The sequence below is a fragment of the Hymenobacter rigui genome, assembly GCF_003944715.1.
Lineage (GTDB): Bacteria > Bacteroidota > Bacteroidia > Cytophagales > Hymenobacteraceae > Hymenobacter > Hymenobacter rigui.
Map to the genome: position 1 here is coordinate 59,819 of NZ_RWIT01000007.1, position 14,407 is coordinate 74,225.

General features: G+C 61.1%; 12 protein-coding genes. 7 read left to right on the top strand and 5 right to left on the bottom strand.

Going from position 1 to position 14,407, the window contains the following annotated elements; genetic code table 11:
• Positions 1-23: 23 nt before the first annotated feature.
• Positions 24-1,655, bottom strand: a complete 1,632-nt coding sequence (gene aceB / locus EI291_RS13905) for a malate synthase A (RefSeq protein WP_125420940.1) — start codon at positions 1,653-1,655, stop codon at positions 24-26.
• 233 nt (positions 1,656-1,888) lie between these two features.
• Here aceB and EI291_RS13910 point away from each other — a divergent pair, with 233 nt between their 5' ends.
• The 4 genes from EI291_RS13910 to EI291_RS13925 all read left to right on the top strand — a co-directional run bounded on the left by EI291_RS13910 (position 1,889) and on the right by EI291_RS13925 (position 7,338).
• Positions 1,889-3,370, top strand: a complete 1,482-nt coding sequence (locus EI291_RS13910; RefSeq protein WP_125420943.1) for a helix-turn-helix domain-containing protein — start codon at positions 1,889-1,891, stop codon at positions 3,368-3,370.
• 140 nt (positions 3,371-3,510) lie between these two features.
• On the top strand, positions 3,511-4,545 hold the full coding sequence (gene mltG, locus EI291_RS13915; RefSeq protein WP_125420946.1) for an endolytic transglycosylase MltG: 1,035 nt from the start codon (positions 3,511-3,513) through the stop codon (positions 4,543-4,545).
• A 132-nt stretch (positions 4,546-4,677) separates the two neighbouring features.
• The gene (locus EI291_RS13920) at positions 4,678-5,913 is read left to right on the top strand and encodes an OmpP1/FadL family transporter (protein WP_125420949.1); all 1,236 of its coding nucleotides are present in this window, start codon (positions 4,678-4,680) and stop codon (positions 5,911-5,913) included.
• 18 nt (positions 5,914-5,931) lie between these two features.
• Positions 5,932-7,338, top strand: a complete 1,407-nt coding sequence (locus EI291_RS13925; RefSeq protein WP_125420952.1) for a hypothetical protein — start codon at positions 5,932-5,934, stop codon at positions 7,336-7,338.
• A gap of 75 nt (positions 7,339-7,413) precedes the next feature.
• On the opposite strand, the gene EI291_RS13930 is transcribed toward EI291_RS13925, so the two are convergent.
• Entirely contained in the window at positions 7,414-8,907 is a 1,494-nt protein-coding gene (locus EI291_RS13930) for a hypothetical protein (protein ID WP_125420955.1), read from the bottom strand.
• A gap of 148 nt (positions 8,908-9,055) precedes the next feature.
• Here EI291_RS13930 and dtd point away from each other — a divergent pair, with 148 nt between their 5' ends.
• Both dtd and EI291_RS13940 read left to right on the top strand, forming a co-directional pair.
• A complete protein-coding gene (gene dtd / locus EI291_RS13935; protein ID WP_125420957.1) occupies positions 9,056-9,511 on the top strand; it encodes a D-aminoacyl-tRNA deacylase in 456 nt (151 codons plus the stop codon).
• A 34-nt stretch (positions 9,512-9,545) separates the two neighbouring features.
• Positions 9,546-9,872 (top strand): nucleotide pyrophosphohydrolase, encoded by a 327-nt coding sequence (locus EI291_RS13940; protein ID WP_125420960.1) that lies wholly within the window; start codon positions 9,546-9,548, stop codon positions 9,870-9,872.
• Between the two features lie 78 nt (positions 9,873-9,950).
• On the opposite strand, the gene EI291_RS13945 is transcribed toward EI291_RS13940, so the two are convergent.
• Both EI291_RS13945 and EI291_RS13950 read right to left on the bottom strand, forming a co-directional pair.
• Positions 9,951-11,126 carry a ribonuclease D gene (locus EI291_RS13945; protein WP_125420963.1) on the bottom strand — a complete coding sequence of 392 codons (1,176 nt, stop codon included), beginning with the start codon at positions 11,124-11,126 and terminating at the stop codon, positions 9,951-9,953.
• Positions 11,127-11,275: 149 nt separating this feature from the next.
• Entirely contained in the window at positions 11,276-11,755 is a 480-nt protein-coding gene (locus tag EI291_RS13950; RefSeq protein WP_125420966.1) for a hypothetical protein, read from the bottom strand.
• A 162-nt stretch (positions 11,756-11,917) separates the two neighbouring features.
• On the opposite strand from EI291_RS13950, the gene EI291_RS13955 reads away from it, so the two are divergent.
• Positions 11,918-12,178 (top strand): hypothetical protein, encoded by a 261-nt coding sequence (locus EI291_RS13955; RefSeq protein ID WP_125420969.1) that lies wholly within the window; start codon positions 11,918-11,920, stop codon positions 12,176-12,178.
• 94 nt (positions 12,179-12,272) lie between these two features.
• Here the strand turns inward: EI291_RS13955 and EI291_RS13960 are convergent, their stop codons facing one another.
• Positions 12,273-14,207, bottom strand: coding sequence for a CocE/NonD family hydrolase (locus tag EI291_RS13960; RefSeq protein WP_125420972.1), 1,935 nt, complete (start codon positions 14,205-14,207; stop codon positions 12,273-12,275).
• Positions 14,208-14,407: the final 200 nt, after the last annotated feature.

Genomic DNA, 14,407 nt, shown 5'->3' on the forward strand with positions numbered 1-14,407 from the left:
CCTCGCTCTGCTCGGAATGACAGTTACGTCAGCTGCTCGTAAGCCGGTACGGTCAGAAATTCGATGAACTTCTCGCTCATCACTAGCTGGTCGAACAGGCGGGCGGCTTCCAGGTAGCGGCCGGCGTCGTAGTGGGCGGGGCCTACCTGCTGGCGGATGTGCTCCAGCACGGGCGGCACCAGGCTGCGGTACAGCTCCACGGTTACGGGGCGGCCGTTGTCGAGGGTGGTGCCGGGCGTGTGCAGCCACTGCCACACCTGGGCCCGGCTGATTTCGGCGGTGGCGGCGTCCTCCATCAGGTTGTAGATGGGTACGCAGCCGTTGCCCCGCAGCCACGATTCCAAATACTGCACCGCCACGTCGATGTTCAGGCGCAGGCCGGCTTCGGTGATGGAGCCCGCGGGGGCACGCACCAGGTCCTGGGCCGTCACGTGCACGTCGTCGCGCTTGTTGTCCAGCTGGTTGGGTTGGGGCATCAGCTCATTGAACACGTCCAGGGCTACCGGCACCAGGCCGGGATGGGCCACCCAGGTACCATCGTGGCCGTTGCGGGCCTCCCGGATTTTGTCCTGGCGGACTTTCTCCAGGGCCGTTTCGTTGGCTTCGGGGTCGTTTTTGATGGGAATCTGGGCGGCCATGCCGCCCATGGCGTGCACGCCCCGGCGGTGGCAGGTCTGGATAACCAGCTGCGAGTAGGCGGCCATGAACGGCACCGTCATGGTTACCTCGGCACGGTTGGGCAGCCGGAACTCGGGGTTCAGGCCCAGCCGCTTGATGTAGCTGAAAATATAGTCCCACCGCCCGCAGTTCAGGCCGGCCGAGTGCTCGCGCAGCTCCCACAGAATCTCGTTCAGCTCGAAAGCGGCCGGCAGCGTCTCAATCAGCACGGTGGCCTTGATGGTGCACTTGGGCTGCTTCAACGACCACTGCGCAAACCCGAACACGTCGTTCCAGAGGCGGGCTTCGAGGTGGCTTTCAATCTTGGGCAGGTAGAAGTAGGGGGCCGTGCCCCGGGCGCACAGCTCGTGGGCGTTGTGGAAGTAATACAGCCCGAAGTCGAACAGCGAGGCGCTGATGGGCTCCCCGTCTACCAGCACGTGCTTTTCCAGCAGATGCCAGCCCCGGGGGCGCACCATCAGCACGGCGGTTTGCTCGTTGAGGCGGTACTCCTTGGTGGGCGTGCTCAGCGAGATGGTGCGCCGCACGGCGTCGCGCAGGTTGCGCTGGCCCTCCACCACGTTGGCCCAGGTGGGAGAGTTGGAATCCTCCAGGTCAGCCATAAACACCTTGGCCCCCGAGTTCAGGGCGTTGATAATCATTTTGCGCTCCACCGGCCCGGTAATTTCCACGCGGCGGTCCAGCAAATCGGCGGGCAGGGGGGCCACCGTCCAGGGCTTTTCGCGGATGAGGCGGGTCTCGGGCAGAAAGTCGGGCAGCTGACCAGCCTCAAACTCACGCTGCCGCTCCTCGCGCCGCTGCAGCAGCGCCCGGCGGGTGGCGTCGAAGCGGCGGTGCAACTCGGCCACGAAGGCCAGGGCCGAGGGCGTCAGGATTTCGGCATACTCGGGCGAGAAGCTGCCCAGCACCTTCACCCGCTCGGGGGTGAGAAAAGTGGGCGAGGGCACCAGCGTCTGCGGTTCGGCAAAGGGCGACATAAGCAAGGCGGTTAGGTAAGTGGCAGATAGGAAAGGCGTTCCGGGTGAACACTTCAAACGTACGAAAGCGAATTTTATCAAACAAGCGAAAATTCGCTAATTTTTCAGAACGGCCCCAAAGGCGTAGATTTGCGAAGTATTGCGGCCAGTAGCGCCGGGCGTGCAAATACAGCACGCTTCCGGCGGTCAGCCCACTCCTTTTTGCCCTTCTTGTACATTACCACTCATTATCCATGCTGAGTCACGGCCAGGTTGTCCGGTTAATTTTTGGCCTGAAGCTGCGCGAGCTGCGCCAGGAGCGCGGCTTCACGCCCGCCGAGCTGGCCCGCGCCTGCGACGTATCGGTGTCGTACCTCAACGAGATTGAGAAAGGCAAGAAGTATCCCAAGGCCGACAAGATTCTGAGCCTGAGCAAGGTGCTGGGCGTCACCTACGACCAGCTCACCTCCCTCACGCTGAGCCGCCGCCTGGAGCCCATTTCCGAGCTGCTGCAGTCGGATTTGCTGAAGGAGTTTCCGCTGGATATGTTCGGGCTGGACCCGCTGCGCATCGTGGAGCTGATTGCCGACGCGCCGGCCAAGATGAACGCCTTTATCAGCACGCTCTTCGAAATTGCCCGCAACTACGAGATGCGCCAGGAAAACTTCTTCCTGGCCGCGCTGCGCTCCTTCCAGGAGATGCACGACAACTACTTCGAGGAGCTGGAGCAGGATGTGCGCACTTTCCTGGTGGAGCACAAGCTGCAGGCCGCCGCACCCTTCGACCGCACCCAGCTGGAGCGGGTGTTGGTGCAGAAGTACGGCTACACCATCGACCGGACCGGGCTGGACGAGTACGTGCACCTGGGCCGGCTGCGCTCCGTGTTTCAGCCCAAGCAGCGCCGCCTGCTGCTGCGCCAAGGCCTGAGCGGGGCCCAGGAGGGCTTCGTGCTGGGCCGGGAGGTGGCCTTTAACTACGTGGGCCTGAAGGAGCGGCCCTACGTGAATGCCTCGTTTCCGGTGCGCTCCTTCGAGGAAGTGCTGAATAACTTCAAGGCCAGCTACTTTGCCGGGGCCCTGTTGATGGAAGAAGACGCGCTGGTGCGCGACATCACCCGGTTCTTCAACGCCAAGAAGTGGGAGCCAGCCTTGCTGCTGGATCTGCTCACGAAGTATGCCGTGTCGCCGGAGATGTTCATGCAGCGCATCACCAACCTGCTGCCCCGGCACTTCGGCATCCAGAGCCTGTTCTTCCTTCGCTTCGACCAGGCCAATTCGTCGGCGGCCTACAAGCTCACCAAGGAGTTGCATCTCTCGCGCCTGCACAACCCCCACGGCAACGAGCTGCACGAGCACTACTGCCGCCGCTGGATTTCCCTGCGCCTGATTGCCGAGCTGCGTCAGCAGCCCGCCAGCCACGCGCCCAACTACACGCTGGGTGCCCAACGCTCCCTGTACCCCAACGGCGACGAGTACCTGTGCCTCACGCTGGCCCGCGCCGGCTCGGCCACCGAGCCCGCCGTGAGCGTCACCGTGGGCCTGCTCTGCGACGACAACCTGCGCCAGAAAGTCCGCTTCCTCGACGACCCGGCCATTGTGCTGAAGGAAGTAAACGAAACCTGCGAGCGGTGCACCATCCCCAACTGCGAAGTGCGCGCCGCCGCCCCCGTGGAAGTGGAGCGCCGCCAGCGCCAGCAGGAGCTAGAAGCCGCCGTAGCCGCGCTGGTGAATCAGTAAGGCAGAATTGGGGTTGTCCTGAAAAGTGAACAGCTGTCATCCTGAGCGGAGCGAAGGACCTTCTCACGTCTAAACAGATTAGTTACAACGTGGTAAGGTCCTTCGCTCCGCTCAGGATGACAGTATAATCAACTGACCATTTGCGTAAATTCTGGCTGATTTTCCTGCTGACCCTGAGCGTGGCCGTGCTGGCGGGGCTGGGCGGGGCGTGGTACGTGCTCTGGAAACCCAATGTGCGGTACTCGGCGTTTGGGCCGGCGTACCTGTACATCCGCACGGGCACCGGCTACGGGGCGGTGCTGGACTCCCTGCGTAAGTACGAGCTACTGCACGATGAGGCCATGTTCGACCGGGTGGCCCGTTGGCAGGATTACCCGGCCCAGGTGCGGCCGGGGCGGTACTTGCTGCGGCCGGGAATGGGCAACCGGGCGCTGGTGGAAATGCTGCGCCGGGGCGAGCAGGATACGGTGGCCTTCACCCTCGATGCCTTCAAGTACAAGCCCCAGCTGGCCCGGCAGGTAGCCCGTCAGCTCGAAACCGACTCGGTGAGCCTGCGTCGGCTGCTGCAGAATAATGCTGATCTGCAGCGCCGCTACCAGCTCGATACCACCACCATCCTGACTATGTTCCTGCCCGGACCTTATCACCTGCTCTGGAACACCTCGGCCCGGCAGTTTCTCGACTCCGCCGCCGCCACCCACCGCCGCTTCTGGACGGCCGAGCGTCGCCGCCGCGCCGATTCGTTGCAGCTCAGCCCCACTGAGGTGCACGTGCTGGCAAGCATTGTGCAGCGCGAAACCGCCCAGAAAACCGACAAGCCCCTCATTGCCGGAGCCTACCTCAACCGCCTGCGTCGGGGTATGCGCCTTCAGGCCGACCCCACGCTGCTCTGGGCCATTGGTAACTTTGGGGTGAAGCGCGTGCTCAACAAGGACAAGCTGGTGGACTCGCCCTACAATACATATAAGCACAAAGGCCTGCCGCCCGGTCCCATCACCTCCGCCAACCGCCAGAGCCTGGATGCGGTGCTCAAACCCGCCCGGCACGATTACGTGTTCTTCTGCGCCCGCCCCGACGGCAGCGGCTTCTCCGATTTCGCGGCCACCTACGCCGAGCACAAGCAGAACGCCCGCCGATACCAGCAACGGCTCGACAGCTTGGGCATTAAGCGGTGAGAGCGTCCGGTGCATTGCGTGTTTGGCGGAGCGTAGCAACCAGGAACAGTGCCTATAAATCGTTCTTCTTTCCCTTATCAGTCAGCTGAATTCCAGCTACCTTTGCAGCCTATTATCCGAAAAACTGCCTGCATGACGCGACGTTTCCTCCCCGTTGGTTTTTTGTTTCTTTCCAGTGCCGCCCTGGCGGGCGGGTTCCAGAACGGCCCGCAAAGCGCCCGGCTGGTAGGCCTGGGCGGTGCCGCTACGGCTTATGCCCGCGACGCGTCGGCCATTTTTTATAATCCCGGCATTCTGGGGCATTTGGATTCGCTTACGCACCTGAGCTTCGGCGGACTGGGTACGGCCCGCAATACCTCGTTTCTGGGGGCTGATTCGCGCCGGCAGACGGTGCAGGATTTTACCATTCAGCCCGGCGGATATTTCTACGCATCCCATCCTGTTTCCGACCGGTTTAAGGTGGGTCTCAGTATCAATACTCCGTTTGGCTACGATACCAAGTGGCCTGGCCAGTGGGAAGGCAGCAGCATTGTGCGCTCCGCCAGCCTTAATACAGTATATGTGCAGCCCACAGCAGCATTCAAAGTCAGCGAGAACTTCAGCGTAGGAGCTGGGTTCATCTACGCGTATGGCAAGATGAAGCGGGAGCGGGGCCTGGGCCAGTACGACGATCTGGGCGCTACGGCCCGCTACGAAGCCAGCGGCAGCGGACTGGGATACAATGTGGGTATTTACGGCCGCACCGGCGACGACCTGTCGTTTGGTATCAGCTACCGTGGGCCCGTGGCGTTGAAAATGAATAACGGCAAAGCGGAATACACCAATATTCCGGCGCTGGATGCCAGCCGCTATCCGGCCAGCTCCGGCTTCATGACCCGCCTGAAAATGCCTTCGGCACTGGCCGTAGGTCTGGCCGATCAGATGACGAAGCAGCTGCTGGTAACCTTCGACTTCGCCCTTACCGGCTGGAGCAGCAACGACTCCATCAACTTCAAAACCGACAGCGGCCCTCAGGTGCGCGTTGGTCGTCGCTACGAGGATGCGATGTCGTTCCGGGTGGGCGGCGAGTACACCGTATCGAAGGACCTGCTGCTGCGGGCCGGCGTGAGCTACGATGAAACCCCCATCCGGGACGAGTTTATCTCGCCGGAGCTGCCCGACGGTAACCGACTGGGTGGTTCCCTAGGGACCAGCCTGCGCCTGAACCGCGTGATGCTGAACCTGGGCTACGGCCTGGATGTGACAGGTAAACGCACTGCCCGGGTAAACCGCACGCAGTACCAGGCCCCCAACATTGCGGGTACGTACCGCACCCTGGTGCACACGCTGTCGGCCGGGGTTTCCTACTCGTTTGGCTCCAAGAACTAATTGCTCCTGCCTTTTCTCATGCAACGCTTTTCTCTTCGTTCTTCGGGCGTGATTTCCCGTCAGATACTTCGCTTTGCCACGCTACCGCTGGCGCTGGGGGCAGTGCTCACCAGCTGCACGCCGGACCAGTCGGAGCCCACTCCTAATGCCGGTACGCTGGATGTAGCCCAGTACTTGGCCGTTGGTGACGGCTACACGGCCGGTATCAGCGACGGTGGCCTGACGGCCACCAGCCAGCAGTATGCTTACCCGACCCTGATTGCTCAGCAGCTGCTGCGCATCAACCCGGAGGGCCGCTTTACGCAGGGCCTGCTGCCGGCCGGTACCGGCACCGGCTACCTCACGCTGCGCGGCATTGATGACCGGGGCCTGCCGCAAACTAGCCGCGTAACGCGTGGCCGGGCCGTGCGTGGCAGCTTCATTGCCAACCCTGCAGCCTGCGGTGGTGCCGATACGACGTTTCTGTACGCACAGGCGGCCTCGTCGCCGCTGAGCCAGAACCTGGGCGTGCCCGGTATTGGTCTTACCCAGATAGAAGTAGTGGGTCTGGGCAATACAGCTAACCAGGGCCGTTCGGGCTCTTTCAATCCGTACTTCGAGCGGCTGCTGCCCGCCAACGATAACCGCACCTACCTGCAGGCCGTGACCGATGCGTCGGCTTCGGCGACGTTCTTCACCTTCTTCATGGGCCTGGGCGATGCGCTGCCCTACGTGCTGAGTGGCGGCGAGTGCGGCACGTTTCCTAATGCAACTACGTTGAACACCAACGCCAAAAAGGTGCTCGACCGCCTCACAACCAATGGGCGCCAGGGCGTTATTGCGCTGCTGCCTACCCTTCAGAACCTGCCGGTGCTGCGTTTGGGTGGCAAGGACGGTATCCGGGGAACCCTCACGCAGGGCAACAGCCCCGACTCCATCTATGTGCGCTCTGCCCCGGCCAACGTGGTACGGGCCATTGATGCCGGCGACTTTATCCTGCCGGCTGGTCTGGCCCGGCTGGGTGCGGCGGAGCAGGTAACGCTTCCCAACGGCACTACCGTAACGGCCCGCTACGGCCTGAGCAAGCGCAACCCTTTGGTGCGCCGCGACGTGCTGGATTACTTTGAATTCAGCCGCGTAAACTCGCCGCTCATAGCCCTGAATACGGAGCTGGACCGCCTGGCGAAAACCGTGTACAAGCTACCCACCGTGAACTTGGACGACGAGTTGTTCACGCAGATCAACCGCCGGATTTCGGTGAATGGGGTGGAATATTCGTCGGAGCCGGTGCGCGGTAATTTCTACTCGCTGGATCTGTATTCGCTCACGCCGCGCGGCAATGCCTTGCTGGCCAATACCTTCATCAAGGTTATCAACGCCCGGTACCAGGCAAATATTCCGTTTGTGGACCCTAACACGCTGCCAACCACGGCTCGTCCGCAGTAAACGGCGCGTGTGTATGATATATAAAAAGGCCCTGCTTCGGTGGGGCCTTTTCTCGTTTTGCGCAGTCCCAGTCTATTATTCCGGTATCGGCATCAACCGCAGCTGAAAGGAGTCAAGGGCGGCGGCTTGCTGGAGCTGCAGCGTTTCGGCGTAGCCCAGCCCGGTAAATTCCGAGTGCTCCAGGAAGAGCAGAGGGCAGGTCAGCATCGGCTCCGGCCAGGCCGCCACCGGTTTCTGCTGCTGAAGGTGCCGGAAATGCCGGACGTTGGCCACCCGCCAGTAGGCATCCAGCAGCACATAGCGGTAGCCTCGCAGGCTTAGCGTCGGCAGTTCCTGTTCGTCCATCACGGCCTGTATGGAATGGGTGGGGCTCCAGAACGGCGCAAACCCCAGCCCGACGGTACTGGCAACCGGCCCCTCGCCCTGACCTTCCAGCCAGCCGATCAGCTCCGGATACCGGGTAGGCGAATACGCATAGATTTCGCGCTGAATGCGGTGCAGATTCAGGCCAATAGCGGCCAGCAGCAGCCCGGCCAGCACCGGGGCCGGAAGCCGCCGGAGCTGCAGCAGCGCCAGCGCGTACCACAGCCCATACGCCCACAGCAGCCCACGCGGCGCTTTTACCAGCAACGACATGCCCGCCAGCAGGCACCATCCCCACGCGGCCAGATACAACTCCGGTGGCAACATCTGCCCGCGCCGCGCCCGCCGGAGCTGCCAGAGCGGCCCCAGCAGCCCCACCCACACCAGCCCCGATTCAAAATCCCAGAGGTAGCGCAGGTAGTACAGAAAATCGGGGTGGAGGGTGGCGGCCCGCCCGGCGGCATTGGCTGCATCCGGAAAGGCAATTTTGTAGTAGATAGCCGGCCACAGATACCACGGCAGCCCGGCCGCAACGCCTACGGCTCCCATTACCACATACGGCAGCGCCAGCAAGGCCAGCACCCGCCACCAAATACCAGCGCGCAGGAGCAGCGCGTCGGCCCGCCACCATTCCAGTACCGCCAGAATGGGCAGCGTCAGCAAAAACTTGTAGTTGAAGCAGAGCCCCAGCACCAACCAGCCGGCGGCCTGGTACACCGTACGGGGCTCGAGCTGCTGCAGGCGTCGGTAGTAGGCCTGCAGCAGTCCGGCAAAGCACAGCAGACTCCAGGAGCTCATGGTAAAATCACGCCCCGAGAAAGTCAGGAAGACACTGGTGCCCATGAGCAGCACCAGTAGCGTAGTCTGCCAGCCAGGCAGCCGGAAAATACGGGTAACAAACGCCGCCAGTATTCCCAGCGCTACCACGGCTACCAGCGCATTCAGGTGCTGGAATACCCGGTAATCAGTGGTGAGCCAGGCCACGGGGGCGTACACCAGCGCAAACGCCGGGCTGCCATGATGAAACAGGTGTTGCAGCTGCCCCTGAGCCACTTCCTGCACAATCTGCCAGTTGCGCACCGAGTCATAATCGGGCAGGGCAGCGGCAGCAAGCCCGTACAGGCGCACGGGCACCAGCAGCGCCAGGGCCGCCAGCAGCCACAGCCGCTGCGAATGAGCCGTAAGAGAGAAAGAAGGGGTGGGCAACGAAAGGATCGGAAAAGCGGCCGAACTCTCGTGAGAAACCGGCCGCGTCGTATTTAGCTCCCGAATATTGCCGATTCCGGGCAATACAAGCGTACTTGCGCCTCGGTTTGTCCAACGAAGTGCTACTACTTCTGTAAGTTTTGCCTCAATGCGTGTTGTAATACAGCGGGTGCGGGAAGCCCGCGTGACTGTAGAAGGCCGGGTAACCGGCCAGATTGGTGCCGGACTGCTGGTACTGGCCGGCTTCGCCCCCGATGATACCCCGGCCCGCCTCGACTGGATGGCCCGCAAGCTGCTGCAGATGCGCATTTTCTCGGATGAGCAGGGGAAAATGAACCGCTCGGTACAGGATATTGGCGGTGAAGTGCTGGTTGTGAGCCAGTTTACGCTGTTAGCCGATGCCCGCAAAGGCAACCGGCCCAGTTACATCGGAGCCGCGCCGCCGCCCGTAGCCATTCCGCTCTATGAGCAGTTTGTGCAGCAGGTAAGCCAGTTGCTGGGGCGGCCGGTTGCCACGGGCGAGTTTGGTGCCGATATGCAGGTAGAACTCCTCAACGACGGCCCTGTTACGATTGTGCTTGACTCACCGGATAAGCAGGAATAATTCCGGTGTACCATATCCATTCAACTTTGTCACCATGACCATCGAAGAAGCCCAGCAAACCGTCGACCACTGGATTCAGACCACTGGCGTGCGGTATTTCAACGAGCTGACCAACATGGCCATGCTCACGGAGGAAGTAGGCGAAGTGGCCCGCATCATTGCGCGGCAATACGGGGAGCAATCCTTCAAGGAATCCGACAAGGACAAAATCCTGGCCGATGAGCTGGCGGATGTCCTGTTTGTGGTGATTTGCCTGGCCAACCAGACCGGCGTGAACCTCACGGAGGCCCTGCAGCGCAACCTAGCCAAGAAAACGCAGCGCGACGCCACCCGGCACCAGCAAAACGAGAAGCTCCGTTAAGCGCCAACAACCGCCCAACGGCTCCTGCTTGTAGCATTGGAGGCCGCCGGGCGGTTGTTGAAATACTTTCCGGGAAGCTTATCCCTTCAGCTCGAAAGGCTGGGCAACCAGGGCAAAGTCGAGGTTGTGGCGCTGGGCAGTTTCCAGCAGCAGCGCATGCTGCCAGGGCCGCAACGACTGATCCGCGCCCTGCTCCACGATATCGGAAATGAGGCGGTTGCTGAGCACGAGGTTGGCCATGATAGGGCTGTGGTCTTCGGCCAGATGCGTTTTCAGTGCCATCAACAGAGCTTCGCGGGCATCGGCCTGGGCGGCTTTGGCCCCGGTGAGCCGGCGGCGGAACGGAAAGCGGCGCTGCTCCGCCGGGAGAGCCGGCTCAGGGGCGCGGTCCTCGTTGGCCAGGCTAACCAGTCGCTCAGCAAAAGGGCTGCGTTTCAGCTCGGGATGCAGGCCGGGCGCATTGCGCAGGTGGCCGGAACTGGTAACGGGAAGGCGCGTCAGCTCGGCCAGTCGGTCGTTGCTGGCTACCATGTACGTCGGCCGGTCAATGTGGCGGGCCACTTCGTCGCGCAGCAGAAACAGGTCCCGGAACATGGGTAGCTCCTGAGGCTGAATGCGGTATTTACCCGCCAGACGCAGGTAGGGCCGCTCGTCGCGGGTGTAGCGCACTTCCTCCAGCGCCTCGTTTTCCTGGGTGGCCCAGGCGGTGCGGTCCAGAGCCGCCAGTTTGGCTTCCAGCCGGTCGGCCAGCTCAAACAGGTACAGCACGTCGTTGGCCGCATACTGCATTTGAGCCTGGGTGAGGGGGCGCTTCAGCCAGTTTGATTTCTGCTCGCCCTTGTCCACCTCAATGCCCAGTTCCTGCTGAATCAGGCGGCCCAGGGAAATGTTGTTGTCGGACTCGGCCAGCAGCGTGTACTGCACGCTGGTGTCGATGATGTTGCGCACGTGCACGCCGTAAAGCTCATCCAGCAGCAGAATATCCGATTTACAGCTGTGGAACACTTTGGCAGTGGCGGGGTCGCGCAGAATGCTCCACAGCGGCTCCAACTCCCGGGCCGGGTTGGTCAGCGCCAGCGGATCAATCAGGTATACCGTGCGGCCATCAAAGAGCTGAATCAGAGCCAGGTTACGCCCGTAGCGGTGGCGCATATCGTCAAACTCCAGATCAATGGCTACGCGGGGCTGCTCGTGCAGTGCCTGTGCTACCTGTAAAACGGCGGCGGCATCGGTGATATACTGGATATCAGGCATTAAATACGGAAGGTCGAAAAGTGAAGTGCCGGAAAATGGTCGGCAAGTTGAGGTAAAGGTAGGGAGTGGGGTTGTCTGAAACCAACCGGCCCTGTAGCAGCACCATCTGCCGGGCTGGCCGCAACAGCGCCGTCCCAATTCAGTGCGGATTATTCCTCGTCGTCATCTTCTGTGAGATGCGTGAAATCCAGCGTGGGGGCCAGTCGCAGCGCTTCACGGATTACGTCGTCCATGAGGGGCTGTGAGTCAGCGTCCAGAGTGCGCTCGAAGAGGTGTAACAGCTGCTCGCCCTCCTCATTCACGTACAAATCGGCATAGAGACGTTCAAACGTGGCGGCGTCCTTCTGGATAGTCGCATCAATAGCCCCCACGGACGGCGCTTTGAGGGCCCGGTGCAGTACGTCCAGCACGGCCCGGCCTTCCTCTAGGTCACCGAGGTCGGAGAGGAGCTTCATCAGGGCCAAGGCTACTCCCAGGCGCACCCGCTCGAAGCGGTAGGTAATATCGTTGGGGTCGGCCTGCTCAAACACCTTGTATGCCGCAGTGGTAGTGGGGTGAAGGTAGCGGGCGGCGTCGGCCGGTTGGGGAAAAGCCAGCTGCAACAGCCGCTGATAAGGAGGGAAAAGCATATGAAGCACCAAAAAGCCAACGCAGATGCTGTCGGCAAAATATAATTGGGGCCTTCTGTAACCCCACAGTACAAAGGTACGATTGTGTAAGATGACGCTGCCGGATAAAAACCGTTGACACGCATTGCTGTTACTTACCCATCACTCTCTCCCCCCCAAACCATGACGCACAAGGAAAAATGGCTGGTGTTCGCCCCAACTGGATTACTAGTGATTGGGCTAGGTACTTGCCTGGTACAGTGGGCAGCCGATAAAAAGCGTAACGGCCACTCCACCAAAGAGTGGGTGGCTGCCGGTACCGCTGCCTTAGTGGTATTTAATGCCGGAATCAGCCTGTTTGGCCGGGGAGTAGTGGAAAAAGTTAAATACGACCTTCACGAAAAGCCCGCTGAGCTGGATTACAACAACGTGGCCCGACTGTAAAGGCAACACCACAAAAAAAGAGGCTGACTATTCATCCTGATTGCTGGCGGAGTCCGGCAAGATGAGTAGTCAGCCTCTTTTCTATTTTGTTCGTCTACAGCACGCGCACTTTCAGCTGGGAGGCATGCTGGGGCGAGTGGTAGAGGCGGTGCGTAGCAGCCTGAAAATCCTTTTCGTCGGCCTCGAAGATGTTGGGCACGAAGGTCTGGGGGTTGCGGTCCACGAGCGGAAACCAGCTGCTTTGCACCTGCACCATCAGGCGGTGGCCCTTGCGGAAGGTGTGGCACAGGTCCTGTACTACAAACGGCACGGCCGTTACCTGCCCCGGTACAAACGCTTCCGGCTTGCTGAAGCTGTTGCGGAACCGCCCGCGCATCACCTCCGAGCGCACCATCTGCTGGTAGCCGCCCAGCTTCACGGCCGGGTTCAGACTGGGGTTGTTGGGGGTGTCGTCGGGGTATACATCAATAATCTTGACAACCCAGTCGGCGTCGGTGCCGGTGGTAGCCACTTGTAGCAGGGCATCAATGGGGCCCGCCAGCGTGAGGTCCTCCGTGAGTACAGGCGTCTGGTAAGTCAGCACATCGGGCCGACGGGAGGCGAAACGCTGGTCGTCGGTCATGTACTCGCGGGTCATGCCCACGGCAGTGGCCTCCGTGAATGGTACGGGGTGGGCCGGGTCACTCAGAAACTGGTCGAATTCCGGACCACTGGCAGGCTGCTCAAATCCAATGGTGCCGTTTGGCAGAAAGAACATCGTACGCTCTTTCGCATCCTTCGGCGGCCAGGCATCAAAGGTGCGCCAGCGGTTAGTCCCGCCCTCAAACACGGTAGCTTCGGGTACGGCGGCGGGCTTGCCATCTTTCAGGTAGGATTTGAAGAAAGGCGCTTCAATTTCCTTTTGGTAGTACAACGACGGCGACTCGCCATAGGCCACGTTACCTACTACTTCACCAGTGCCCCGCGCCCAGCCGCCATGTACCCACGGGCCCATCACCAGGCCGTTGCGCATTCCGGGGTTCTGTTTTTCGATGGTTTCATAGGTTTTCAGCGCCCCAAACAAGTCCTCGGCATCGTTGAAACCGCCTACTGTCAGCACGGCCGTGCCTTTGTTGAGGTTTTTGAGGTGCGGGCGCAGGTCGCGGGCCTGCCAGAACTCGTCGTAGTTGGGATGCTGCGTCATCTGGTTCCAGAAGGCTACCTGGCCCTTGTAATACTTCGCATCGGCATTTTTCAACGGTCCCATCTTCATAAAGAAGTCGTAACCGTCCGGGGTGCCGTGCTTGAAGCCGGGGTTGCCAGTAGGCGTAGGCTGCGGGCGGGGCAGGCCAAAGGAAGCCAGAAAGTTGAAGGCGTGCGGCAGAAAAAACGCGCCGTTGTGGTGGAAATCGTCCCAGAACCAGTCGGCAATAGGGGCCTGGGGCGAAGCGGCCTTCAGGGCCGGGTGACGGCTGAGCAGGCCGGTAGCCGTGTAATAGCCGGGGTAGCTGATGCCCCACTGGCCCACGCGGCCGTTGTTTTTGGGCCCCTTCTTCAGCAGCCACTCAATGGTATCGAAGGTATCGGTGCCCTCGTCGATGTCGGTTTTGCCCTGGTGGGTATCCTTCTCGGGCCGCACATCCACAAACTGTCCTTCCGACATGTAGCGGCCCCGCACATCCTGGTAGGCAAAGATGTAGCCCTCGTGCAGCATGGTGCTGCTGGGTCCCAGGCTGTACTTATACTTACCCTTGCCGTACGGCCCCACGGCATAGGGCGTGCGGTTGAGCATGATGGGGTATTTCACCTTGTCGGCGTCATTGGGGGCATACACCACGGTGTAGAGCTTCACCCCGTCGCGCATCGGAATCTGGTATTCCGTTTTGGTATAGTGTTGCTGAATATAGAGCGTATCAGCCAGCACTTGGGCAAGCTGCGCTTTATCGGCGGCCGATGGAACAGGATACGAAACGGGCGTTTGCGCGTGCCCGGAAACGGCTGCCGTGAGCAGGCCGGCCAGCAGGGCTGCGCGAAGTGAGAGGTGGGACATTGGGGGATGACGTAGGGTAGGAAAGAGAAAATAGTTAGGGCGGGAAATTACACGGTTATGGAGTATTTGCCGCCGTCTGTTTCTGAGGGCCGGCTTTTCCACTTTCTTTGGTTGAAAATTCTTGTACTGCCCCTGTACCGGGCCAATTACTACCCCTCGTGCTATCTACCCGCCTTCGTACCGCCTGGCTGTTTTTGCTG

What these genes read in the sequence shown, in the direction of transcription:
- EI291_RS13940 (WP_125420960.1), top strand. Translation starts at nt 9,546, where the DNA reads ATGACCATCGAAGAAGCCCAGCAAACCGTCGACCACTGGATTCAGACC.
- EI291_RS13960 (WP_125420972.1), bottom strand. Translation starts at nt 14,207, where the DNA reads ATGTCCCACCTCTCACTTCGCGCAGCCCTGCTGGCCGGCCTGCTCACG.
- aceB (WP_125420940.1), bottom strand. Translation starts at nt 1,655, where the DNA reads ATGTCGCCCTTTGCCGAACCGCAGACGCTGGTGCCCTCGCCCACTTTT.
- EI291_RS13955 (WP_125420969.1), top strand. Translation starts at nt 11,918, where the DNA reads ATGACGCACAAGGAAAAATGGCTGGTGTTCGCCCCAACTGGATTACTA.
- EI291_RS13945 (WP_125420963.1), bottom strand. Translation starts at nt 11,126, where the DNA reads ATGCCTGATATCCAGTATATCACCGATGCCGCCGCCGTTTTACAGGTA.
- EI291_RS13920 (WP_125420949.1), top strand. Translation starts at nt 4,678, where the DNA reads ATGACGCGACGTTTCCTCCCCGTTGGTTTTTTGTTTCTTTCCAGTGCC.
- EI291_RS13910 (WP_125420943.1), top strand. Translation starts at nt 1,889, where the DNA reads ATGCTGAGTCACGGCCAGGTTGTCCGGTTAATTTTTGGCCTGAAGCTG.
- dtd (WP_125420957.1), top strand. Translation starts at nt 9,056, where the DNA reads ATGCGTGTTGTAATACAGCGGGTGCGGGAAGCCCGCGTGACTGTAGAA.
- EI291_RS13925 (WP_125420952.1), top strand. Translation starts at nt 5,932, where the DNA reads ATGCAACGCTTTTCTCTTCGTTCTTCGGGCGTGATTTCCCGTCAGATA.
- EI291_RS13950 (WP_125420966.1), bottom strand. Translation starts at nt 11,755, where the DNA reads ATGCTTTTCCCTCCTTATCAGCGGCTGTTGCAGCTGGCTTTTCCCCAA.